This window comes from Nocardioides sp. GXQ0305 (assembly GCF_050880345.1).
Taxonomy (GTDB): domain Bacteria; phylum Actinomycetota; class Actinomycetes; order Propionibacteriales; family Nocardioidaceae; genus Nocardioides.
The window spans coordinates 191,388-213,574 of the sequence record NZ_JBNYXG010000002.1; the positions used below are offsets into that span (position 1 = coordinate 191,388).

General features: G+C 74.3%; 17 protein-coding genes. 5 read left to right on the forward strand and 12 right to left on the reverse strand.

What is annotated here, in order from left to right:
* Positions 1-43: 43 nt before the first annotated feature.
* A complete protein-coding gene (locus ACQ1X7_RS05785; protein WP_432477216.1) occupies positions 44-2,719 on the forward strand; it encodes a CHAT domain-containing protein in 2,676 nt (891 codons plus the stop codon).
* Between the two features lie 9 nt (positions 2,720-2,728).
* On the opposite strand, the gene ACQ1X7_RS05790 is transcribed toward ACQ1X7_RS05785, so the two are convergent.
* The 4 genes from ACQ1X7_RS05790 to ACQ1X7_RS05805 form a co-directional block, all read right to left on the reverse strand.
* A complete protein-coding gene (locus tag ACQ1X7_RS05790; protein WP_432477217.1) occupies positions 2,729-3,307 on the reverse strand; it encodes an RNA polymerase sigma factor in 579 nt (192 codons plus the stop codon).
* A 96-nt stretch (positions 3,308-3,403) separates the two neighbouring features.
* Positions 3,404-4,597, reverse strand: coding sequence for an MFS transporter (locus ACQ1X7_RS05795; RefSeq protein ID WP_432477745.1), 1,194 nt, complete (start codon positions 4,595-4,597; stop codon positions 3,404-3,406).
* A 2-nt stretch (positions 4,598-4,599) separates the two neighbouring features.
* Positions 4,600-5,745 carry a type III PLP-dependent enzyme gene (locus tag ACQ1X7_RS05800; protein WP_432477218.1) on the reverse strand — a complete coding sequence of 382 codons (1,146 nt, stop codon included), beginning with the start codon at positions 5,743-5,745 and terminating at the stop codon, positions 4,600-4,602.
* Positions 5,746-6,064: 319 nt separating this feature from the next.
* Positions 6,065-7,198: an epoxide hydrolase family protein gene (locus tag ACQ1X7_RS05805; protein ID WP_432477219.1), complete on the reverse strand. Its 1,134-nt coding sequence runs from the start codon at positions 7,196-7,198 to the stop codon at positions 6,065-6,067.
* Positions 7,199-7,288: 90 nt separating this feature from the next.
* Between ACQ1X7_RS05805 and ACQ1X7_RS05810 the strand changes: the two genes are divergently transcribed.
* From ACQ1X7_RS05810 to ACQ1X7_RS05820, 3 genes are all read left to right on the forward strand, one after another.
* Positions 7,289-8,239 (forward strand): helix-turn-helix transcriptional regulator, encoded by a 951-nt coding sequence (locus tag ACQ1X7_RS05810; protein WP_432477220.1) that lies wholly within the window; start codon positions 7,289-7,291, stop codon positions 8,237-8,239.
* Between the two features lie 129 nt (positions 8,240-8,368).
* The gene (locus ACQ1X7_RS05815; RefSeq protein ID WP_432477221.1) at positions 8,369-9,394 is read left to right on the forward strand and encodes a patatin-like phospholipase family protein; all 1,026 of its coding nucleotides are present in this window, start codon (positions 8,369-8,371) and stop codon (positions 9,392-9,394) included.
* A 126-nt stretch (positions 9,395-9,520) separates the two neighbouring features.
* Positions 9,521-9,799, forward strand: a complete 279-nt coding sequence (locus ACQ1X7_RS05820; RefSeq protein WP_432477222.1) for a hypothetical protein — start codon at positions 9,521-9,523, stop codon at positions 9,797-9,799.
* Positions 9,800-10,111: 312 nt separating this feature from the next.
* Here ACQ1X7_RS05820 and ACQ1X7_RS05825 read toward each other — a convergent pair whose 3' ends face one another.
* From ACQ1X7_RS05825 to ACQ1X7_RS05835, 3 genes are read right to left on the reverse strand one after another with little or no spacing between them, the layout of a single operon-like run.
* Positions 10,112-12,319 (reverse strand): transketolase C-terminal domain-containing protein, encoded by a 2,208-nt coding sequence (locus ACQ1X7_RS05825; protein ID WP_432477223.1) that lies wholly within the window; start codon positions 12,317-12,319, stop codon positions 10,112-10,114.
* Entirely contained in the window at positions 12,316-14,064 is a 1,749-nt protein-coding gene (locus ACQ1X7_RS05830) for a hydantoinase B/oxoprolinase family protein (RefSeq protein WP_432477224.1), read from the reverse strand. Before ACQ1X7_RS05830 ends, ACQ1X7_RS05825 begins: the two co-directional genes overlap by 4 nt.
* Positions 14,061-16,145, reverse strand: a complete 2,085-nt coding sequence (locus ACQ1X7_RS05835) for a hydantoinase/oxoprolinase family protein (RefSeq protein WP_432477225.1) — start codon at positions 16,143-16,145, stop codon at positions 14,061-14,063. Before ACQ1X7_RS05835 ends, ACQ1X7_RS05830 begins: the two co-directional genes overlap by 4 nt.
* Before the next feature lie 89 nt (positions 16,146-16,234).
* Here ACQ1X7_RS05835 and ACQ1X7_RS05840 point away from each other — a divergent pair, with 89 nt between their 5' ends.
* Positions 16,235-16,885 carry a GntR family transcriptional regulator gene (locus ACQ1X7_RS05840; protein WP_432477226.1) on the forward strand — a complete coding sequence of 217 codons (651 nt, stop codon included), beginning with the start codon at positions 16,235-16,237 and terminating at the stop codon, positions 16,883-16,885.
* On the opposite strand, the gene ACQ1X7_RS05845 is transcribed toward ACQ1X7_RS05840, so the two are convergent.
* From ACQ1X7_RS05845 to ACQ1X7_RS05865, 5 genes are all read right to left on the reverse strand, one after another.
* Complete coding sequence (locus ACQ1X7_RS05845) at positions 16,870-18,216, reverse strand: MFS transporter (RefSeq protein ID WP_432477227.1); 1,347 nt, start codon at positions 18,214-18,216, stop codon at positions 16,870-16,872. The genes ACQ1X7_RS05840 and ACQ1X7_RS05845 overlap by 16 nt on opposite strands.
* A gap of 198 nt (positions 18,217-18,414) precedes the next feature.
* Positions 18,415-19,614 carry an acyl-CoA dehydrogenase family protein gene (locus ACQ1X7_RS05850; RefSeq protein WP_432477228.1) on the reverse strand — a complete coding sequence of 400 codons (1,200 nt, stop codon included), beginning with the start codon at positions 19,612-19,614 and terminating at the stop codon, positions 18,415-18,417.
* Between the two features lie 52 nt (positions 19,615-19,666).
* A complete protein-coding gene (locus tag ACQ1X7_RS05855) occupies positions 19,667-20,851 on the reverse strand; it encodes a histidine kinase dimerization/phospho-acceptor domain-containing protein (RefSeq protein WP_432477229.1) in 1,185 nt (394 codons plus the stop codon).
* Positions 20,844-21,536, reverse strand: a complete 693-nt coding sequence (locus ACQ1X7_RS05860) for a response regulator transcription factor (protein WP_432477230.1) — start codon at positions 21,534-21,536, stop codon at positions 20,844-20,846. The genes ACQ1X7_RS05855 and ACQ1X7_RS05860 overlap by 8 nt, the downstream gene beginning before the upstream one ends.
* A gap of 58 nt (positions 21,537-21,594) precedes the next feature.
* Positions 21,595-22,152, reverse strand: a complete 558-nt coding sequence (locus tag ACQ1X7_RS05865) for a S26 family signal peptidase (protein WP_432477231.1) — start codon at positions 22,150-22,152, stop codon at positions 21,595-21,597.
* Between the last annotated feature and the right edge of the window lie 35 nt (positions 22,153-22,187).

The following is a 22,187-nucleotide window of genomic DNA, read 5'->3' on the forward strand; positions in this document are numbered from 1 at the left end:
CCCTCCATTGACACCCTGCTCGCCCAGCGGCCACTGTCGGCAGGTGCCCCAGCTGCCCCTCGCCGAGGCACCCGGGCCTGCCGCGCCCGGGATGCTGGCGAGCACGGCCGAGGAGGCGCTGCGCCTGGCCGCCCTGGACCCGGCCGCGGCCCGTCGGCTGGGCGCCGGGGTCGTCGACCGTGCCCGGTCCGCCCGCGCCTGGGACACGGTCAGCGCGGCCGAGCGCGCGCTCGGTGTCGCCGCGATGAACCTGGGCGAGCTCGAGACCTCGGTGGAGCACCTCCGCCGGGCCGTCACCGCGGCGCGACGCGCGGACTCGGGTCAGCGCCTCGGCGAGGCGCGGATGAGCCTGGCGTCGGCGCTGGTCCTGCGCGGGCTCCCGGGGCAGGCCTCCCGCACCATCCGCGCGGCGCGCGCTGACCTGGTCGGGCTGCACGGCGCCCGTGCCGGCGTCCAGCACGCCGCGATCCTGCAGGAGCTGGGCCGGTACGACCAGGCGCTCGCGGTGCTCCGGCAGTCGCTGCCGGTCCTGCGTGCCGAGTCCGACGCCGAATGGGCCGCGCGGGCGCTGTCCAACCGCAGCCTGATCCACGTAGAGCGCCGGGCGTTCCGGGCCGCCCGGACCGACCTCGAGGAGGCCCGGCACTGGTGCGACGAGCGCGGGCTCGAGCTGCCCGGCGCCTACGCGGAGCAGAACCTCGGCTGCCTCGCGGCCACCCGCGGCGACGTCCCCTCCGCGCTGCGGCACTTCAACGACGCCGAGGTGCGGTACCGGGAGTTCGGCCTCCTCGAGCCGTCGCTGTTCGTGGACCGGGCCAAGGTGCTGCTGGGGGTCAGGCTGCTCGCCGAGGCCCGGGCGACGGCGGAGGCCGCGGTGGCGGCGTACGCCGAGCAGGGTCGCGACGTGCACGTGCCCGAGGCGCTGCTGCTGCTCTCCACGGTGGCCCTCGTGCAGGGCGACCACGCCACCGCGCGGGAGGCCGCGGACGAGGCCCTCGCCGGGTTCCGTCGCCGCGGTCGTGCCAGCGCCGTCGTGCTCGCGCGGTACGCGCGCCTCCAGGCCGACCTGGCCGACGAGCCGGCCGCGGTCGACCCGGCGCGCGTCGCGCGGGCGGCCCGGGAGCTGCAGGACGCGGGCTGGACCGTCCCCGGGTTCGAGGCGCTGGTGCTCGCGGGCCGGCTCGCCCTGGACCAGGGCCGGCGGGCCAGCGCGCACCGCTACCTCGCCGCCGCCAGCAGCGCCCGCTCGACCGGCCCGGCCGAGGTGCGCGCCCGCGCCTGGCTGGCCGAGGCGCTTCTCCGCCGCGCCGAGGGTCGGCGACCCGCGGCCCTGGCCGCGCTGCGGGCCGGCGCCCGCATCGTCGACGAGCACCAGGCCACGCTCGGGGCCACCGAGCTCCGCGCCCACGTCAGCGCCCACCGGGGCGCCCTCGCGCGGTGGGGACTGCAGATGGCGCTCGAGGACGGGCACCCCCGCCGCGTCCTGGAGTGGGCCGAGCGCGACCGCGCCAGCGCGCTGCGGGTACGGCCGGCGAGGCCGCCCGAGGACCCCGAGCTCTCGCGCGACCTCGCCGAGCTGCGGTCGACGATGGCGCAGATCGACGAGGCCCGCCACGACGGCACGGACGACGCCCGGCTGGTGCACCGGCAGGTGGCTCTCGAGCGCCGCGTGCGCGACCGGTGGCGGACGGCGAGTGGCCGCAGCGGTACGGCGTCCGGCCCGGCCCGACCGCTGGACGACCTCGCGGCGGCGCTGGGCGAGGCGGCGCTCGTCGAGTTCGTGGAGGTCGGCGGTGCGCTCCTCGCGGTCACGGTGGTGGAGGGGCGGACCCGGCTCCACCCCCTCGCCGACGCCGACGAGGTGCCCCGGGCGATGACCCACGTGCCGTTCGCGCTGAACCGGCTCGCCCGCCCCGGTCGGGGGGCCCGGGGCGGGACGGCGGCGGCGACGGCCGTGCTGGACCGCGCCGGCGAGACCCTCGACGCGCTGCTGGTCCGCCCGCTGCTCGGCGCCGTGGGCGACCGGGCGCTCGTCGTGGTGCCGAGCCCGGCCCTGCAGTCCGTGGTGTGGTCGACGCTGCCGAGCTGCGTCGGCCGGGCGGTGACCGTCAGCCCGTCTGCGGCCCTGTGGCAGCGGGCGCAGCGGAGCGCCCAGCACGGGGTCGGTCCCACCATCGCGGTCGCCGGTCCGGGACTGCCCGGTGCCCGGGAGGAGGCGGAGCGGGTGGCCGCGCTCCACCCCGGCTCGTCGCTGCTCGTGGACGACGCCGCAGCCAGCGAGGAGGTGCTCCGACACGTCGACGGTGCGCAGCGTCTGCACCTCGCCGCCCACGGTCGGGTGCGGGCCGACAACCCGCTGTTCTCCTCGGTCGCGCTCGCCGACGGTCCGCTCACGGTCTACGACCTCGAGGGCCTGGCCGCCGCCCCCCGCCACGTCGTGCTGTCCGCGTGCAACGCCGGCCGGGCCCAGGCGGTCGCCGGACAGGAGGTGCTCGGCTTCGGCGCCGCCCTCCTCGCGGCCGGCACCGCGACCGTCGTCGCGCCCGTCGTCCAGGTCTCGGACGCCGCGACGGTGCCGCTCATGGAGGCGTTCCACCGCGCCGTGGCCACCGGTACCTCGCCGGCCGCTGCCCTCGCGGACGCGCAGGCAGGGGCGCGCGGCTCGACCGGTGAGGAGCGGGCGACGGCCGCGGCGTTCGTCTGCGTCGGGGCCGGCTGACCGCTCCCGTCAGCCGTCGAGCAGGGCGCTCACCGCCGGGTGGGCACGGAGCCTGGCGAGCGCCCGCGCCCGGGTCGGTCCGATGCTGCCCACGGGGATCCCGAGCCGTGCGCTGACCTCCTCGTAGGGCACCGGCGGGTCCTCGATCAGCAGCGCCAGCAGCGCACGCTGCCGGTCGGGCAGCTCGGCCATGGCCGACAGCAACGCCTCGTGCCGCTCGGCATCCAGCAGCGTGGCGTCGAAGGTCTCCTCCCCCACGTCGGCGCCCGCGGCGGCCGGGTGCTCGAAGGGGTCGGCGGACGGCACCACCCGCCGGGCGCGGATCACGCGCAGGCACTCGTTGCGGGCCGTGGTGCCGATCCAGCCCGGCAGCGCCGCCGGCTCGCGGAGCTCGTCGAGGTGCTCGACCAGGCGCAGCCACACGGTCTGCACGACGTCCTCCGCGTCGTCGTCGCGGAGCCGGTGCCGGCGTACGACGGAGAGGACGAGCGCCGTGTAGCGGGCGACCAGCTCGTGCCAGGCCGCCGCCTCCCCGGCCGCGGCCGCGGCGACGAGCAGCGGAACGGGACTCGCCTCGTCGTCCCTCACGCCCCACCTCCCTGCGCCGCCAGTGGGACAGCATAGTGACGCCACGGCTCCGCGACCGCGGCGACCACGGGCCGACCGGCCGGGCGAGGCGCAGGCTCAGGACCTGACCGGCTGCGGTGCCGGGGACTTCCCGACCGCGATCCCGGTCCGCGCCGGCACCGTCATCCGCCGGGCGTCCAGGACCAGGAGCGCGGCGAGGACACCCAGCAGCGCGGTCAGCCCCCGGGCACCGAGGGCGGAGGCCGCGACCGGCCCCACCAGGGAGCCCACCAGGGCGGCCGCGACGATGGCCGTGTCGCCGATGCCGAGCACGCTCGCGCGGTAGCGGTCGGGGGTGGCGTGCTGGAACGTCTCGGTCGCGAGCGCCTCGACCTGCACGGCCGCCGCACCCACGAGCGTGAGCGGCACCAGGGCCCAGGCCAGGCCCGGGCTGACCGCCACCAGGACCAGCGGTACGCCGACGCAGCCCAGGCTCCACGCCGCGTTGCCGGCCGCGCCGCGACCGAGGCGCGCCATCAGCGGCCCCGCGAGCCCGCCGAAGCCGAAGGCCGCGGTCGCGATGCCGAAGCCCGTCTCGCCCTGCCCCCAGACCTCCTCGGCCAGCGGGAGCAGGACCAGCGAGGCGGCCGAGCACACCACGCTGACGGTGCAGATGACGAGCAGGGCATGGACGAGCGGCCCGCTCCGCGCCATGGTCCGCACCACTCCGAGCGCGGAGCCGTGGGAGCCGGAGCGGGTCGGGGCCGGCATCTCGATTCCCCGGAACACCACCACCGCCGCCAGCACCAGGGCCGCGGACAGGACGGGCACGAACGGCCGGGCCGCGGGCGCGAGCATCAGGCCGCCGATCGCCGGGCCGACGACGAACGAGGTGACCTCGGCGGTCACGAGGAGCTCGGTGGCCCGGTGGCTCCCGGTCCCGGCCAGGCGTGGCATGCCCGCGCCGAGGGCGGGATAGGCGGGCGTCGCCGCCGCGATGCACGCCGTGGCGGCGAGCACGGCGACGAGCAGCCGGTCGGTCGCCACCGCCACCGCCACCACCACGAGCAGGGCCGCGCGGATCCACAGGGTGAGCCGGACCAGCCGGTGCCGCGAGCACCGGTCGGCGAGCCGGCCGGCGGCCCAGGACACGGCGACGTACGGCAGCATCCGGGCGGCGCCGGTGAGTCCGAGCAGCGCCTCGTCGTGGGTGGCCTCCCACACCAGGACGAGGAGCAACGGCCACGGCAGGGACATCCCGATCGAGGCCAGGGCGTGCGATCCAACGGCGCGCCGGGCGGCGGGGGTCATGGTCACCCCACCAGCTCGGTGCGGAGCGGCTCGAAGCCGTTGAACCCCACCGTCGAGTAGCAGGTCGTGTAGGCGCCGCACGCGTGCAGCTCGACCAGGTCGCCCTCGGCCAGGGCGAGCGTCAGGAGCACCGGGTTCCGCTGGTAGAGCACGTCCGCGCTGTCGCACGTCGGCCCGGCGAGCACGGCGGGTCCCACCGGCCCGCCCACGGTCGTGGTGATGCGGTAGCGGATCGCCTCCTCGAGGGTCTCGACGAGGCCGGTGAAGACGCCGGCGTCGAGGTAGACCCACCGGGTGCCGCCGCGGTCGAGGACCGCGACGACCGTCGCGACGAGGGTGCCGGCGTCGGCGACGACGCCGCGCCCGGGCTCGATCACCAGCCGCGGTCGTCGGCCCCCGAACGTCGTCGCGAGGGCAGCGTCGATCGCGGCGCCGTACTCCTCGAGCGGCGGGTGCCCCTCCTCCAGGTCGGCCGGGAACCCGCCGCCGAGGTCGAGCAGCCACGGCTGCAGACCGACTGCGTGCAGCTCGGCGAAGACCCCGCCGGCGGCCGCGATCGGCTCGGCCCAGGCGTCGGGCCGGCGCTGCTGGCTGCCGACGTGGAAGCTGACGCCGGCGGGTCGCAGGCCCAGTCCGGCAGCCGCCCGGAGGATCTCGGCGCACTCGGTGGCCGCGCAGCCGAACTTGCGGGAGAGCGGCCAGTCCGAGCCGTCCCCCGAGGTCAGCATCCGGCACAGGACCTCGCTGCCCGGAGCGACCGCGGCCACCTTCCGGACCTCCGCCAGGGAGTCCACGACGAACAGCCGGATCCCGTCGGCGTACGCGCACGCGATGTCGTGGCGGCTCTTGACCGGGTTGGAGTAGAGGAGCTGGTCGGGTCGCGCCCCTGCCGCCAGCGCACCGGCGACCTCGTGCGGGCTGGCGACGTCGAAGCAGCAGCCCTCGCCCGCGAGAGCCCCCAGCAGGTCGGGGTGCGGGTTCGCCTTGACGGCGTAGTGCACCGCTGCCCCGATGAGTGCCCTGAGCGACCGGTAGCGGTCCACGGCCACCGCCACGTCGAGGCGCAGGTACGGCGTCCTCGGGCGCGGCCGCTCGGCGACCCCGCGTCCGACCGCGAGCATCGGCGGGCTGGACGTGGACGAGTGCATGGCGACCTCCGGGCCGGTGACACCAGACGGATCGCCGGGGCGCGGCCACTGATACCAACGCCGTGCCCGAAACCCGATGTATCAGGGAGGTGGGACCGTGCTCTGTCCTGGTGTCGGCGCAGGGGGAGCGCCGGCGGGGGGCAACTGAAGACAGCGGGTCAGCGGGTTCGTCGCCTCGGGGGTGGCGACGAACCCGCGACCCGCCCGGCGGGCGGCCTCCATGCGGAGCTGCCCCCCGGAAGTGGGGGAGACGAGGAGGCCCGGCGCAGCGCACGAGGCCCGGCGCAGGTGCGCCGGGCCTCCTCGTCGTGTTCCCCGCTCAGCCCAGGGAGCCGAAGAAGCCGCGGAGGTCCGCGGCCAGCACGTCCGGAACCTCCATCGCCGGGAAGTGCTGCCCGCGCTCGTGCTCCTGCCAGGACGCACCCTCGGGCGCCGGTACCAGCCTGCGGACGGTCTCGTCGGCGCCGAAGACCGAGAAGCCGTGCGGCACCTGGGCCGGAACGCCCCAGTCGGAGGAGTGCGCCTGGTCGTAGAGGACGTGCGCGGCACCGCCACCGGCGCCGGTGAACCAGGAGATCGTCGCGTGCGTCAGCACGAGGTCGCGGTCGATCCCGACGTCGGTCCAGTCGTGGAACTTCTCCGCGACCCAGCCGAGCTGGAACACCGGCGAGTCGGCGAGCGCGTACGCCATGGTCTGCGGCCGGGTCTGCTGGATCGCCAGGTAGCCCGACCCGTCGTCGGTGAAGGCCGCCATCCGCTCGAGGATCAGCCGGTCGACCGGGTCGTCGGGGTCGAGCCGGTCGGCCATGCCGGGGATGAAGGTCGCGGTGCTCGCCGCGGTCGCCGGGTCGGTGGTGACGTGCACGCCGACCACGTGCGCCGCGTCCTGCCCGGCCACCATCCCGGCGATCCCGGCGCCGATGTCGCCGCCGTGCACGCCGTACTGGTCGTAGCCGAGTCGGCCCATCAGCTCCACGAACGCGGCGGCGGCGCGGCCCATGGTCCAGCCGGGCGACGACAGCGGGGTGGAGAACCCGAAGCCGGGCAGCGACGGCGCCACGACGTGGAAGGCCTGGCCTGCGGCGGGCTCGGCGAGGTCACCGGCCATCCGGGCGAACTCCGCGAACGTGCTCGGGTAGCCGTGGAGCAGGAGCAGTGGCAGGGCGTCCGGGTGGCCGGACCTGACGTGCGCGAAGTGGATCTGCTGGCCGTCGACCTCGGTGGTGAACTGCGGGAGCTCGTTGAGGGCTGCCTCCTGCTTCCGCCAGTCGTACGACGACCGCCAGTGCTCGACGAGCTCGGCCAGCTCGGCCTGGGGGATGCCGCGGCTCCGGTCGCCGGGGTCGGTCCCGTCGAGGCGGTGGGGCCAGCGGACCCGGCCGAGCCGCTCGTCCAGGTCGTCCAGGTCGGTCTGCGGGATCTCGATGCGGAAGGGGCGGATCTGGTCGTCCATCGGTCTCTCTCCTCGGTGCGTCGTCGTTGCCCACCACGCTACGAACGATTGCGGAACGGTTCGCTCCTGGTTCTGCGCCATACTGGACAGGTGCTGGAGACCTCCGCCCGCCTGCTCCGCCTGCTCTCGTTGCTCCAGAGCCGCCGCGACTGGACCGGTGCCCAGCTCGCGGAGGGGCTCGGCGTCACCACCCGGACGGTCCGCAAGGACGTCAGCCGCCTGCGCGAGCTCGGCTACCCGGTCGAGGCCGAGGTCGGCGTGGCGGGCGGCTACCGGCTGGGCCGGGGTGGGTCGCTCCCGCCGCTGCTGCTCGACGACGACGAAGCGGTGGCGGTCGCCGTCGGGCTGCGCACCGCCGCCGGTGCCGGGGTCGCCGGACTCGAGGACGCGTCGGTCCGGGCCCTGATGAAGCTGCAGCAGGTGCTGCCGGCGCGACTGCGGCACCGGACCCGCGCGTTCGACGCGGCCCTCCAGACCCCGGCCAGAGGTGCCCTGGTCGATCCCGAGGTGCTGACCCTCCTCGCCGGCGCCTGCCGCGACCGGGAGGTCGTCCGGTTCCACTACGAGTCGCACGAGGGTCGGACGACCCGCCGACGCGCGGAGCCGTACCGCCTGGTCGGCCACCAGCACCGCTGGTACCTCGTCGGCTGGGACCTCGACCGGGACGACTGGCGCACCTTCCGGGTCGACCGGCTGCGGCCGCGCACGCCCACCGGTCCGCGGTTCGCGCCGCGGCCGACGCCGCCGGACGACGAGATCGCCCGGCGCGTCGAGCGGGCAGCCGGCGAGGCGATGTGGCGGTTCCGCGCCCGGGTGGTCGTGCACGCGCCGGCCGCCCACGTCCGCGCCCGGATGCCGATCGAGGTCGACGTCGAGGAGCTGGGTGAGGACCGCTGCGCCTTCACGCCCGGCTCCGACGACCCAACCTCCCTCGCGCTCTGGCTGGGCTTCCTCGGCGCCGACCTCGAGGTCGAGTCGGAGCCGCTCCAGGACGCCCTGCGCACGCTCGCCGACCGGCTCGCGAGAGCTGCAGGACACTGACCGGACTGGAGCCCGCGACGGGAACCTGCATGCGCGCATGCCATGCGGCAGCCCACCCTGTCTGACCGGTGCCGTCGGCCTGTGCCAAACCCCGACGAGGACCTCCCGCCGCATGCGACTCTTTGCTCCATGACCCAAGACAGACCGGTCAAGGTGCTGAGCATCGATGGTGGTGGGATACGGGGATACCTCCCCGCGTTGTTCCTGGCTGAGCTCGAGCAACGATCGGGCCGCCCCATCTCGACGATGTTCGATCTCGTCGTCGGCACGTCGACGGGCGCGATCATCGGCATCGGGCTGGCTACGGGCAAGAGCGCGGTAGAACTTTCGGAGTTCTATCCCACGTACGGAAGACGGATCTTCGGGGGAACCGACGAACGCACCGAGCTGCAGAAGCGCCTCTTCGGCTCAGGTGCGGACATCTGGGAGAGCCTCGACAAGGCTGCCCGGACGGTGGGTGGACCCTTCGGCGGGAATCCGAGCATGGGCGGAAACGCGCGACACGAGGCGGATGGACTCGAATCGGTCTTGGCCGAGGTACTGGGAGAGACGAAGCTCTCCGAGCTCGACACGGAACTGGCCGTGACCACCTTTGACCGGCTCACATCGCTCCCTGTCGTGCTGTCCACCCGCGACGCCCGTGTCGACCCCGCGTTCGACCTGCCCCTACGCACCGCCGCCCGAGCCACCTCCGCGGCGCCGACGTTCTTTCCCCCACTCGTCATAGAGTGGGCGGGCAAGGAGCGCGAATTCGTCGATGGTGGTGTGTGGGCGAACAATCCAGCTGGCGTGGCGGTCTCGGAATCCATCGCCCTGACGAGCGAGCGCAAGCTCGTGGGCTCTTCAGTGTTGCTGGTGTCCCTCGGCACCGGCGTAGTTCCGGGCGGGTCGATCCTCGACGGGAACGGATCCTGGCTAGGAGCGGCCAAGGATCTCGCTGGACTGGCAACGAGCGTCTGGGCGGGCGAGGTGCTCGCTCGACGTGCTTTGGGCAACACGAAGTTCCGACGGTTCCAAGTCGTCGATCCTCGGGTTGCCGGCGCGATGAACGATCCCTCGAGCCAACGCCTGGACGTGCTGCGCGAGGCCGCCGAGAAGATGATCCAGCGCGAGTCCGAGGCGATGAACGCCCTGGTCGCGGAACTCACTGTGTGAGCGATCCACCGGAGCTGCAGGGCGGCTGCGGGGACCTGCCAGGGCTGATCTTCCCAAGGTGTCTCCGGTCCGTCATCATCTTCGGATCGGCGCTCGACCGAAGCGCGTGATTCATGGGGGTGGACGATGAAGGATCTGTCCAGGGGTCTGGAGGCCCTCATCGCTGTGTTGACCGGGGTGCTGGGGGCGCCGATCGTGGCGGGTCTCTGGTGGGCTGCCTTCAGCAGCCCTGCCTGCGACACCGGACTGGGGACGGTCGAGTGCGTGGTCAGCGCCTCGGGCGAACACTGGTCGTGGGCCTCGTTGGCGGCCTCTCCGGAGGCGGTCGTCCTCGGCTTCGTGTTGGCTGCCATTGCGTTCATCGGGCTCGAGATGGTCAACGAGCGATCGAACCAGTCGACGTAGATCATCGGTCGGGCGGGGCGGACCTTCCGCCCACCTTTGGTTCTGCGGCAGTCTGGACATGTCGGGTCTGAGGGGAGGAGACGATGACCGTGACGGTCGAGATCACGTCAACGGCGCGGCCGACCCGTGAGTCGCTACCTGACATGGACACCGCACCCCGCCCAGGTGCGCGTGGTGTCGGCGGCGAGGCGACGGGGCCGGTGTCGGTCTTGCTGGGCAACGCGGCGGGCAGGCCTGGACCCGGATGACGTGGATGGTCGACGAGGCGGCGGCCGCGCTCCGCGGTTGATCGCAGCTACCGGTCGACCCCGCTCAACCGCACAGGGACCGCGCGGCGTCGACGACCTGCTGCTCCGAGACCAGCACCAGCCGGGCGGCGTCGCCGAGGGGGACGTAGCTGTCGGCGCTGGCGACCCGGGCCACGCGACCGTCGAATCCCGCGTCGACGAGCGCCGTGACGACGCCCTCGGAGACGCCGCCCGACCGACGGGTCTCGTCGACGACCAGCACCCGGCCGGTCGCGGAGGCTTCGCGGAGCAGGTCGTCGGTGGGCAGCGGCGCGAGCCAGCGCAGGTCGAGCACCCGGACCCCGACACCCTCCCGTTCGAGGGTCCGGGCCGCGCGCAGGCTCAGGTGCAGGCCGTTGCCGAAGGTGGCGATGGTGAGGTCGCTGCCCCCGCCGTAGGTCCGGGCGCGGCCGATCGGCACGTGCTCCTCGGCCCACCGGTCGGGGCCGGCGTACGGCGCCAGCCAGCCGCCGTCGTCGGGCTCGTGCAGGTCGCGGAGGTGGTAGAGCGCGATCGGCTCGAGGAACACCGAGACCGTGCCGGCGGCCTCGGCCGCTGCGGCGCAGGTGCGCAGCATCGCGGCCGCGTCGTCGGGCCGCGAGGGCGAGGCGACCACCAGCCCCGGGACGTCGCGCAGCACGGCGACCGCGTTGTCGTTGTGGAAGTGGCCGCCGAACCCCTTCTGGTAGCCGTAGCCCGCGACCCGCACCACCATCGGGTTGCGGAACTGGCCGGCCGAGAAGAAGCCCTGGCTCGCCGCCTCGCCGCGCAGCTGGTCCTCGGCGTTGTGGAGGTAGGCGAGGTACTGGATCTCCGGGACCGGCAGCAGCCCGCTGCTGCCCGCGCCGAGCGCCAGTCCCAGGATCGACTGCTCGTCGAGCAGGGAGTCGAAGACCCGCGCCCGCCCGAACCGCTTCGCCAGGCCTCGGGTGACGCCGTACACCCCGCCCTTGACGGCGACGTCCTCGCCGAACACGAGGGCACCCGGGTGCCGGGCCAGGACGTCCGCGAGCGCGTGGTTGACCGACTGCGCCAGGGTCAGCGGCCCCTGCTCCTCGGGCAGCCGGTCGCCGAAGGACCGCCGCCGCACCTCCGGGTCGGGCGCCGACGCGACCACGCGGGCGACGGCCTCGGGTTGCGGGGGCGCCAGCGGCGCGGACACCTCGGCCGCGGACCCGAGCTGCGGCCGGTCGGCCACCTCCTCGGCCAGCCCGACGACCTCCGCCCGGAGGGCCTCGTAGCGCGCGAGCACCTCGTCGGCGCTCGCCGTGCCGCTCTCGACCAGCAGCCGCGCGGTCGCCACCAGCGGGTCGCGCGCGACGTCGGACGCCACCGCGGCCGTCGTCCGGTACGACGCCTCGACGTCGGACCCCGCGTGGCCCATCAGCCGGACGGTGCGCAGGCGCAGGAACGCCGGGGCCCGCCGCTCGCGCACGTGGTCGGCCGCACGCTGGGCGACGGCCAGGGCGGTGGGGAGGTCGTGGCCGTCGGCGTCGTACCAGGCGAGGCCGGGGCGGTCGGCGTACGCGTGCTCGATCCAGCCGGGCGGTGTCGGGACGCTGATCCCCAGGCCGTTGTCCTCGCAGACCAGCAGCAGCGGGACCGCGATCCCCTGGTAGGAGGTGTGGAGCGCCGCGTTGATCGCTCCGGTGGCGGTCGAGTGGTTGACCGAGGCGTCGCCGAAGCTGGCCACGACGAGCGCGTCGTCGGGCCACTCGGAGGGGACGCCGAGCCGGTGGCTGCGGCCGATGGACACGGCGATGCCGAGCGCCCGCGGCAGGTGCGAGGCGATCGTCGAGGTCTGCGGCAGCACCGCCAGCCGCTTGCTGCCGAAGACCTTGTGCCGGCCGCCGGAGGTGGGGTCCTCGCGCGCGGCGACGATGCCGAGCAGGACGTCGCGCAGCGCGGTCGTGACGCCGGCCTGCCGGGCACGCTCGAGGAAGAACGCGCCGGAGCGGTAGTGGAGAAGCGCCGGGTCGCTGGGCCGGGTGGCGGCCGCCACGGCCGCGTTGGCCTCGTGGCCGGACGAGCCGATCGTGTAGTAGCCCCGGTCCCGGGTGCGCAGCCAGCGCGCCGCGAGGTCGAGGTGGCGGCTGCCGGCCTGCGCCTCGAACAGCTCCAGCACCCGCTGCGGCGGCAGCCCGTCGAGCGCTCCCGGGGCGGCGCCGTACCGCTCCCCCAGTGCGGCCACCGCCTCCCGGAACGCCGCGTCGAGCTGCTCGTCGGGAGTCACCCCGCGTCCTCCCGCAACCGGGCGGTGCGCTCGTCGTCGACCCGGTAGAGGTGCGGCGGCCGGACCAGCGCGTCGTCGGGGCCGGTGTAGTCGACGGCCACTCCGTAGCGGTCGGCCGCGGCGTCGATCGAGACGTAGCCCTCGACCACGTCGCGCAGCACCGCCTCGACCGGCCGCTCGTGGGGCGGGCCGTAGCCCCCGCCCCCGGGGAAGCTGAGTCGCACGGACTGGTCCGCGGCCAGCCGGACCAGCTGCTTGCGGGGCAGCTCCTCCGCAGACCCGATGTCCACGAACGCACCGGTCGCACCGGCCCCACCACCCTCGGCCCCCGGGGCCGCGTGCAAGACCCGGTCGATGTTGGCGTTGACGCTCCAGCCGGAGGTGCCGGTCCGCCCCATCTCGACGACCTGGCCCAGCCCGCCCCGGAACCGGCCCGGGCCGGCTGAGTCGGGCCGCAGCTCACGGCGCCGCTGCACCAGCGGGCTCAGGGTCTCGACCACCTCGGTCGGCGCCGCGCGGACGCCGGTGGGGAAGCCGGTCGTGGTCAGCCCGTCCTTGTCGTGGCGACCGCCGGACCCGCCGGCGCCGAACACGGTCAGCGTGAAGGGCGACGGCTCGTCGACGTCGCCGCCCCGCCACACCGTCATCCAGAGCGCGTCGGCGCTCGCCGCCGGCAGCCCGCCGAGGGTCGGCCGCAGCGCCTCGAACAGCAACGACGGCAGGAAGTGTCCGACCAGGTGTCGCGAGGCGACCGGGGCCGGGTCGACGCAGTTGAGCACCGACCCTCTCGGCGCCGTCGTCGTCACCGGCCGGAAGGACCCCGCATTGTGGGGAACGTCCGGGGCGAGGGCGGCCTTCACCGCGAACGACGTGTACGCCGCCGTGTAGTTGAGCACGACGTTGATGCCGTACCGCGACTGCGGCGACGAGCCGTCGTAGTCGACGAGGATCTCGTCGCCCTCGATGGTCAGCCGCACCCGCAGCAGCAGGTCCTCCTCGCCGAAGCCGTCGGTGCGGAACTCCGCCTCGTGGCTGCCGTCGGGCAGCGCCCGGATCGCTGCCCGCAGCGCCTCCTCGGAGCGGCGCATGATCTCCGCCGCCACCGGATCGAGGTCGTCGAGGCCGAGCTCGTCCATCATCGCGTTGAGCGCCCGGGCGCCCACCTGGTTGGCCGACACCTGGGCGTAGATGTCGCCCATCGTCTCGTCGGGGGTCCGGACGTTGGCCCGGATCAGCTCCTCGAGCACCTCGTCGGGACCCTCGGAGGTCCGCAGCCGCATGATCGGGAGCCGCAGGCCCTCCTCGAACACCTCGGTCGCCGCGGCCGACAGGATCCGGCCGCCGATGTCGGGCGAGTGGCAGCAGCTCGCGAACCACGCCACCAGCCGGCCGTCGCGGTAGGCCGGGGTGGCGATGGTCAGGTCGTTGATCTGGCCCGCGGTCAGCCACGGGTCGTTGGTGATGAGCACGTCGCCGTCCGCCAGCCGCTCGGGCGGGAACCGCTCGACGAAGTGCCGCATCCCGGTCGCCATCGCGTTGATGTGGCCGGGCGTCCCGCCGACCGACTGGCCGACCATCTCGCCCCGCGAGTCGAACACCGCGCAGGCGAGGTCGAGGGACTCGCGCACCACCGGGCTGAACGCGGTGCTGACCAGCGCGGTCTGCTGCTCCTGGAGCATGCTGTGGAGGCGGTTGGCGACCAGCCCGACGGTGATCGGGTCCGGCCCAGCCGAAGGGGTGTTCACCGCTCCTCCTCCTGCTCGAGCTCGAGCAGGACCGTGCCGTCGTCGCCGACCGTGCACCTTGCGCCGGGCGGTACGACGAGGGTCGACTCCCGCTCCTCGACCAGGGCCGGCCCGCGGAGCTGCTCGCCCGGCCGCAGCCGGTAGCGGTCGTGGACCGCCGCGTCGACGTACCCGTGGTCGGGGAACCACGCCGGCCTGCTGCCGGTGGCTGCGTCACCACCGTCGCGGGGGGCGAACCGCAGTCTCGCCTCCGGGTCGCGGCCGCGGGCGTTGACCCGCCAGGTCAGGATCTCGACCTCCACGCCGCGGGGGGCGACGGTGCCGAACCGCCCCTCGTACGTCGCGCGGAACCCGGCCTCGGCCTGCTCGACCCAGTCGTCGCCGCCGGCGGGAACCCGCACCGTGGTCTCCGAGCCCTGGCCCACGAACCGCATGTCGCAGCCGTGCTCGTGGGTGATCTCCTCGGCCGGGACGCCCGACTCGGTGAGCACCTTCTCGGCCTCGGTCCGGAGCTGCTCCAGCCGCGCCCGCGCCCGGTCGGCGGTGAGGTCGCCGAGCCGCACATGGGCCGACTGCACCAGGTCGATGCTCAGCGGCGCCGACAGGAAGCCCAGCGCACTCAGCACGCCGGCCGCGGGCGGCACCAGCACCGACGGGGACCCGAGGGCCCGGGCCAGGCCGGGTCCGTGCAGCGGTCCGTTGCCGCCCGAGGCGAACAGCGGGAGCCGGGTGACGTCCTGGCCGCGCTCGACCGCGTGCACCCGGGCGGCGTTCGCCATGTTCTCGTTCACCGTCGCGTGGATCCCCCACGCGGCCTCCTCGACCGCGATCCCCATCGGCTCGGCCACCTGGGTCCGGATCGCCTCGCGGGCCGCCTCGAGGTCCAGCGGCATCGAGCCGCCGAGGAAGGAGTCGGCGCCGAGGTAGCCGAGGACCAGGTCGGCGTCGGTGACGGTGGCCCGGGTGCCGCCCCGCCCGTAGCAGACCGGGCCGGGGTCCGAGCCGGCCGACTGCGGGCCGACGGTCACCAGCCCGAGCGGGTCGACCCGCGCGATCGAGCCGCCGCCCGCCCCGATCTCGATCATGTCGAGCACCGGCGCCCGGACCGGCAGTCCCGAGCCGGGCCGCATCCGGTAGAGGCGGGCCACCTCGAAGGAGTGGGTGACCAGCGGCCGGCCGTCCTCGATGACCGACAGCTTGGCCGTCGTCCCGCCCATGTCGAAGGCCATCAGGTCCGCGACGCCGCGCTCCTCCGCGAAGGCGACCGCGCCGAGCGCGCCGCCCGCGGGGCCGGACTCCAGCATCCGGATCGGGTAGCGCCGGGCCACGTCGAGCGTCGCGACGCCGCCGTTGGACAGCATGATCAGCGGTGGCCGCGGTACGCCGACGTCGGAGGTGCGCGTGCGGAGGTCGGCCAGGTAGCCCTCGACGATCGCCTGGACGTAGACGTTGGCGACGGTGGTCGAGCTGCGCTCGTACTCGCGGATCTCGGGGTTGATGTCGCTGGAGAGCGCCACCCGCAGGTCGGGGGCGACCTCGGCGATCGCGTCCCGCGCCGCGCGCTCGTTGGTGTCGTCGACGTGGCTGTGCAGGAAGCAGACGGCCACCGCCTCGACCCCAGCCTCGACCAGCTCGCGCGCCAGCCGCTGCACCTGCGCGACGTCGACCTCGCGCTCGACGGTCCCGTCCGCGAGGGTCCGTTCGGCGACGCCGTGGCGCAGGTGGCGCGGCACCAGCGGCCGGGGCATCTCGATGCCGAGGTCGTAGAGCTCGTAGCGGTGCTCGCGTCCCATCTCGAGGACGTCGCGGAAGCCCTCGGTCGTCAGCAGCGCGGTCGGCGCGCCCCGGCGCTCGATGAGCGCGTTGGTGACCAGCGTCGTGCCGTGGATCAGCGACGCCACGGCGGCGGGGTCCAGGTCGTGGTCCGCGACGGCCTGCCGGAGCACGTCCTCGACGGCGCGGGCGGGCTCGTCGTGGGTGGTGAGCACCTTGCCGACGGCGACGATCCCGTCGTCGTCGAGCACGCAGAGGTCGGTGAAGGTGCCGCCGATGTCGACACCCACGCGCAGCGGACCTGCCACCTACCCTCCCGATGCCACGGGCTGTGCTCCGGACCTGTGTCAGACTACGGATCGTCCGACGATTTTCCAAGGCGTTCCGAGGAGGAGCGGTGGGACCGGAGCCGCGGGACAGCGCCGCCAGCCGGGTCGCCGACCGGCTCCGCGAGCGGGTGCTCGCCGGGGACCTGCAGCCCGGCCAGCGGCTGGCCGAGGAGCTCGTGCGCGCCGAGCTCGGCGTCGCCCGCAGCACGCTACGTGAGGCCTTCCAGCTGCTGATCCGCGAGCGGCTGCTGGTCCACCAGCTCAGCCGCGGCGTCTTCGTCCGCGAGCTGACCCGTCAGGACGTCTCCGACCTCTACGAGGTACGGCGCGTGGTCGAGTGCGGAGCGCTGGCCGAGGTCGAGTCGCTGCGCCCCGAGGCGCTGCGACACCTCAGCCGGGCGCTGGCCGACGGACACGAGGCCGCGGACCGCGAGGACTGGCAGGCGGTCGCCGCCGCCAGCATCCACTTCCACCAGGCCCTGGTCGGCCTGGCCGGCAGCGCCCGGCTCGACGCCCTGGTGGCCCAGGTGCTCGGCGAGTTCCGGCTGGCGTACGCCCGGATGGACGACACCGAGGCGTTCCACGAGGCCTTCCTCGCCCGCAACGTCGAGATCGCCGACCGGGTGCGCTCCGGCGACCTCGACGGAGCGCAGCGGCTGCTGCAGGACTACCTGCGCGACTCCGAGAACGCGTTGCTGGCCCGCTACGAGGCCGACTGACCCACCGGCTCGCCGGTGCGGGCGCCCGCGCGGACAGGCGCGGTCTCGCGGGCCGTCAGCACGACGCCGAGCGTGATCGCGGCCGCCGCCATGATGTAGAACGCCGGCGCCAGGTTGCTGCCGGTGGCCGTGATCAGCAGGGTCACCAGGAACGGCGCCGTACCGCCGAAGGCGGAGACCGAGATGTTGTAGCCGATCGAGAACCCGCCGTACCGGACCCGGGTCGTGAAGAGCTCGTTCATCGCCACCAGGGTCACGCCGAGGAACACCGCGAGCACGGCGCCCAGCAGCACGTGGGCGAGGATCGCCAGGCCGGCGCTGCCGGAGTCCATCAGGGCGAACAGCGGGATCGCGACGACCAGCATCAGCACGCAGGAGCCGCCGAGCATCGGCCGGCGGCCGACCCGGTCGGAGATCCCGCCCATGAGCGGGATCAGCGCACAGATCACGGACATGCTGAGCACCGCCGACAGCGACGCGAGGTCGGCGCCGTAGCCGAGCGTCTCCGCGAGGAACGACGGGACGAAGGTGAGGATGACGTAGAGCGCCGCGTTCTGGAACAGCGAGTAGCCCGCGGTCTGCAGGACCGCGCGCCAGTGGTCGCGCAGGGTCTCCACGAGGGGGCTGCGGGCCACGTTGCCGGCGGCCCGCAGCGCCGCGAACTCCGGAGTCTCCTCGAGCCGGGTCCGGATGTAGAGGCCCACCGCGCCGAGCGGGCCGGCCAGCAGGAACGGCACCCGCCAGCCCCAGCCGAGCAGCTGGTCGTCGGTCAGCGCGAAGTTGAGGACCAGCGCAACCACCGAGCCGAGCAGGAAGCCCAGGATGCAGCCCATCTCGACCCAGCTCACCGCGAAGCCGCGGCGGCGGGGCTCGGCGTACTCGGCGACGAACACCGAGGCGCCGCCCATCTCACCGCCCGCAGAGAAGCCCTGGAGCAGCCGGCAGACGACCAGGAGCACGGGCGCGGCGACCCCGATCGTGGCGTAGCCGGGCAGCAGGCCGATCGCCATCGTCGCTCCCGACACCAGCAGGATCACCCACGCGAGGGTGCGCTGCCGGCCGATCCGGTCGCCGAGGTAGCCGAAGAACAGGCCGCCGAGCGGGCGGACGACGAACGCGACCCCGAAGACCGCGAACGAGCTGAGCAACGCCGTCGCCGGGTCGGAGGTCGAGAAGAAGACGGCGCCGATGGTGGTGGCGAGGTAGGCGTAGACCGCGACGTCGAACCACTCGACGACGCTGCCCACGGTGGCGCCGATCGTGGCCTTGCGGAGCTGGGCGGGGGTGGGGACCGGACGCGAGCCGGACGCGCCCGTGGTGGTCGTGGACATGTCCACTTCCTTCCGAGACGAGATCCCCTCGACCCTAGGAATCATCAGACGATCTGGCAACCGCCCCCTGCCTGGGCGGGCCCCCTGTGGCGGTAGTTCAGTGGCAGTTGGCCCCTCGACACGCCGGTGAAGGGACCAACTGCCACTGGATTACCCCCATTCCGGCAGGCCGCCCGGAAGGGGATCGTCGGACGAGGATCAGCGGAAGGCGGCGTGGCCGGTGAGGGCCTGGCCGATGACCAGCTGGTGGACCTCGGAGGTCCCCTCGTAGGTCAGCACCGACTCGAGGTTGTTCGCGTGCCGCATCACGGGGTACTCCAGCGTGATGCCCGCGGCACCGAGCAGCGTGCGGCACTCCCGCGCGATGGCGAGCGCCTCCCGCACGTTGTTCAGCTTGCCGAGGCTGACCTGGGCCGGGTCCAGCTCGCCGCGGTCCTTGAGCCGGCCGAGGTGCAGCGCGAGCAGCATCCCCTTGCCGAGCTCGAGGGTCATGTCCGCCAGCTTCGCCTGCGTGAGCTGGTAGCCGGCGAGCGGCTTGTCGAAGATGTCGCGCTCGGCGACGTAGTCGAGGGCGGTGTCGAGGCAGTCTCGCGCGGCCCCCAGCGACCCGAAGACGATGCCGAACCGGGCCTCGTTCAGGCACGACAGCGGCCCCGACAGCCCGCTGGCCCCCGGCAGCACCGCGTCGGCCGGCAGCCGGACGCCGTCGAGGACCAGCTCGGAGGTCACCGAGGCGCGGAGCGACATCTTCCGCTTCACCTCGTGGGCGGCGAAGCCGGGGGTGTCGGTCGGGACCAGGAACCCGGCGATCCGCTGGTCGTCGTCATCGGTCCGCGCCCACACCACCGCGACGTCGGAGATCGAGCCGTTGGTGATCCACAGCTTGGTGCCGTCGAGCACCCAGTCGCTCTGCTCGTTCCCGGGGCTGGCCCGCCGCGCCCGGGTACGCATGCCTGCCGGGTTCGACCCGAAGTCCGGCTCGGTCAGCCCGAAGCAGCCGATCGCCTCCCCGGCGGCCATCCGCGGCAGCCACTGCTGCTTCTGCTCCTCCGAGCCGAACCGCCAGATGGCGTACATCACGAGCGACCCCTGGACGCTCACCAGCGACCGTACCCCGGAGTCGCCGGCCTCCAGCTCCAGGCACGCCAGCCCGTACGCCGTCGCGCTGGTGCCGGCGCAGTCGTAACCCTCGAGGTGCATGCCGAGGGTGCCGAGCTTGCCCAGCTCGCGGGCCAGCTCGCGGGCCGGCAGGGCGCCCGCGTCGTACCACTCCGCGATGTGCGGACGCACCTGGTCGGCGACGAACGCGCGCACCGTGTCCCGGATCGCGCGATCGTCCTCGCTGATCAGGTCGTCGGTGCCGAAGAGGCCGAGCGGGCTGGTGGTGGGTGCGGCCATGCTCGGACGTTATCGCAGCCCCGCAGGGGATCCGACGGACTGTCGGTGCCGGTCAGCGACGCGGCAGCAGCAGCTCGACCTCGCCGTCGTCGGCGCCGGTCACCCGGCCGCCCTGCGAGCCGGCGAGCACCGCCGCCGCGTCGACCCCGTCGCGCCGCCCGCGACCGGGGACGGTGCCGGGCGCCAGGCGCACCCGCACGTGACCGCCCTCGCCGACGAAGACCAGCCGGGCCGGCCCACTGCCCCGGCGGACGTCGTCGAGCACGAGGTCGAGCAGCTGTTCCAGGGGCCCGGGGGTGAGCCGGAGGGACAGGTCTCCCTCGACCGCCGCGGAGACGGTACGCCGCCCCGCGAGCCGGTCGGACCAGTTCTGCGCCACGTGCCGGGCGAGGTCCTCGACCGTGGTCTCGGCCCCCTCCACCAGCGTGGGGCTGCGGCTCAGCTCCACGAGGTCGCCGACGGAGGCGTTGACGGTGTCCACCCGCTCGACGCACCGCCGGGTGACCTCCTGCGCGTCGGGCGGGAGGTCGTCGCGGAGGGTGAGGTCCTCCAGCTCGAGCCGGAGCCCGGTCAGCGGCGTGCGGAGCACGTGGGACGCGTGCTCGGCGAAGTCGCGCTCGCGGGCCAGGCGCGTCTCCAGCTGCGCGGCACTGGCGCGCAACGCGCGCCCGATCGCCTGGGCCTCCGGGACCCGGGTCTCCGGCAGCTCCAGGTCGAACCGGCCGCGGCCCAGGGCCGCCGCCGCACCGGCCAACCGCGTGAAGGGCGCGGAGAGCCGGGTCGCCAGCCACCAGCCGGCCAGGCTGGCCAGCAGGGCCACCAGGGCGCCCAGCATCACCAGCGACCAGACGTCGTCGGCGTAGTAGTCGAGCGGTGTCGGTGCGGCCGCCGACATCACGACCATGCCCGCGGCGGACTCCTCGCGGGCGACCACGTCGCCGGCGCCGTCGCCGGCGTAGTCGTCGCCCTCCAGGACCTGCGACGGCGAGCCGTCCTCGGGGAGGAACTCGATCCGGGCCTGGTCGTCGAGCAGGTCGGCGAGGATCGAGTCCGGGATCGGCGCGCCCTCGGCCGCCCGCTGGTCGAGGACCGCGGCGACCACGCGGGCCTGGTCGTCGAGACGTGAGTAGGTCTCCTCGCGGAGCAGGTCGTCGAGGGCGACCAGCCGCAGCGCGCCCGTCAGCAGGACGGCGGCGACGGCCAGGGCCCCGAAGGCAGCGGCGAGCCGCTCACGCATGGTCCGGCCCCTCGAGGCGGAAACCCACCCCGCGGACCGCGACCACGCGCTCGTCGACCTCGGCACCCTCGAGCTTGTTGCGCAGACGTCCGATCGTGACGTCGAGGGTCTTGGTCGAGCCGTACCAGTTGGCGTCCCACACTTCTGCCATCAGCCGGTCACGCGAGACCACCTTGCCGCGGTGGGCGACGAGGATGTCGAGGACGTCGAACTCCTTGCCGGTGAGCAACACCTCGGTGTCGCCGTAGAACACCCGGCGCGCGTCCTGGTCGATCACGATCGTGGTGTGCCCGGCGGCGTCGGGCGTCGCTCCGGGGGCCTGGCTGGTCCGGCGCAGCAGCGCCCGCACGCGCGCCTGGAGCTCGGCGACCCCGAACGGCTTGGAGAGGTAGTCGTCGGCGCCGTAGTCGAGCCCGACCACCCGGTCGAGCTCGCCGGCCCGCGCGGTGACGATCATGATCGCCCCGGTGAAGCCCTCCTTGCGGGCTCGCTGGCACACCTCGAGGCCGTCCATGTCCGGCAGCCCGAGGTCGAGGATCACCACGTCGGCGAACGTGTTGCGCATCTGCTCGAGGGCGGCCTTCCCGCTCTCGAGCCACTCGACGTCGTACCCCTCCCGCTCCAACGTGCGGACGAGGGGGAACGCGATGTCCTCCTCGTCCTCCACGATCAGCACCCGTGCCATGGCGACGAGCATAGGCGTTCCGGGGCCCGCTGAGGTCAGTTCCAGGAGCACGGGGTCGTCACGCCGCGACCGCGGTCGCTCCTCCCGGACCGGTGGAGCGGGTACGGCGCTCGCGTGCCGCCTCGCGCCGGGCGACCACGACGAGGGCCAGCGAGGCCGCGGCGAGCAGCAGGGCCAGCACCGCCCAGGTCAGCCACGGGACGAGCACCTGCGGGTAGCCCACGAACGGGATCGTGAAGACCGCCAGCGAGGACTCGAGCGCCTCGGCGTCGAGCACCCACGGGTCGGACGTGGGCATCGCGTCGCCGCGCGTCACCACCGTGGTGCCCTCGATCGAGATGACCCTCCGGGTCACGCGCGCGCCGGCAGGGTCACCCGGTTGGGGAAAGCTGATGACGTCGCCCACCCGCAGCTGGTCGGCGTGACCGACCGGTCGCTCGAAGGTCAGTGTGCCGCGGGAGAGGGAGCCGCCCATGCTGCTGTCGGTGACGACGCGCTGGTCGAGGCCCAGCGACGCCGGGAGCAGCAGGAGCAGCGCCAGCAGGACCGTGAGGAGCGACATCCGGGACGCGACCCGGCGCCAGCGGTGCGACCGAGGTCGCGTGGTGATCTCCATCCCGGGGCCCCCGTACCAGACGTCGATGAGTGTGG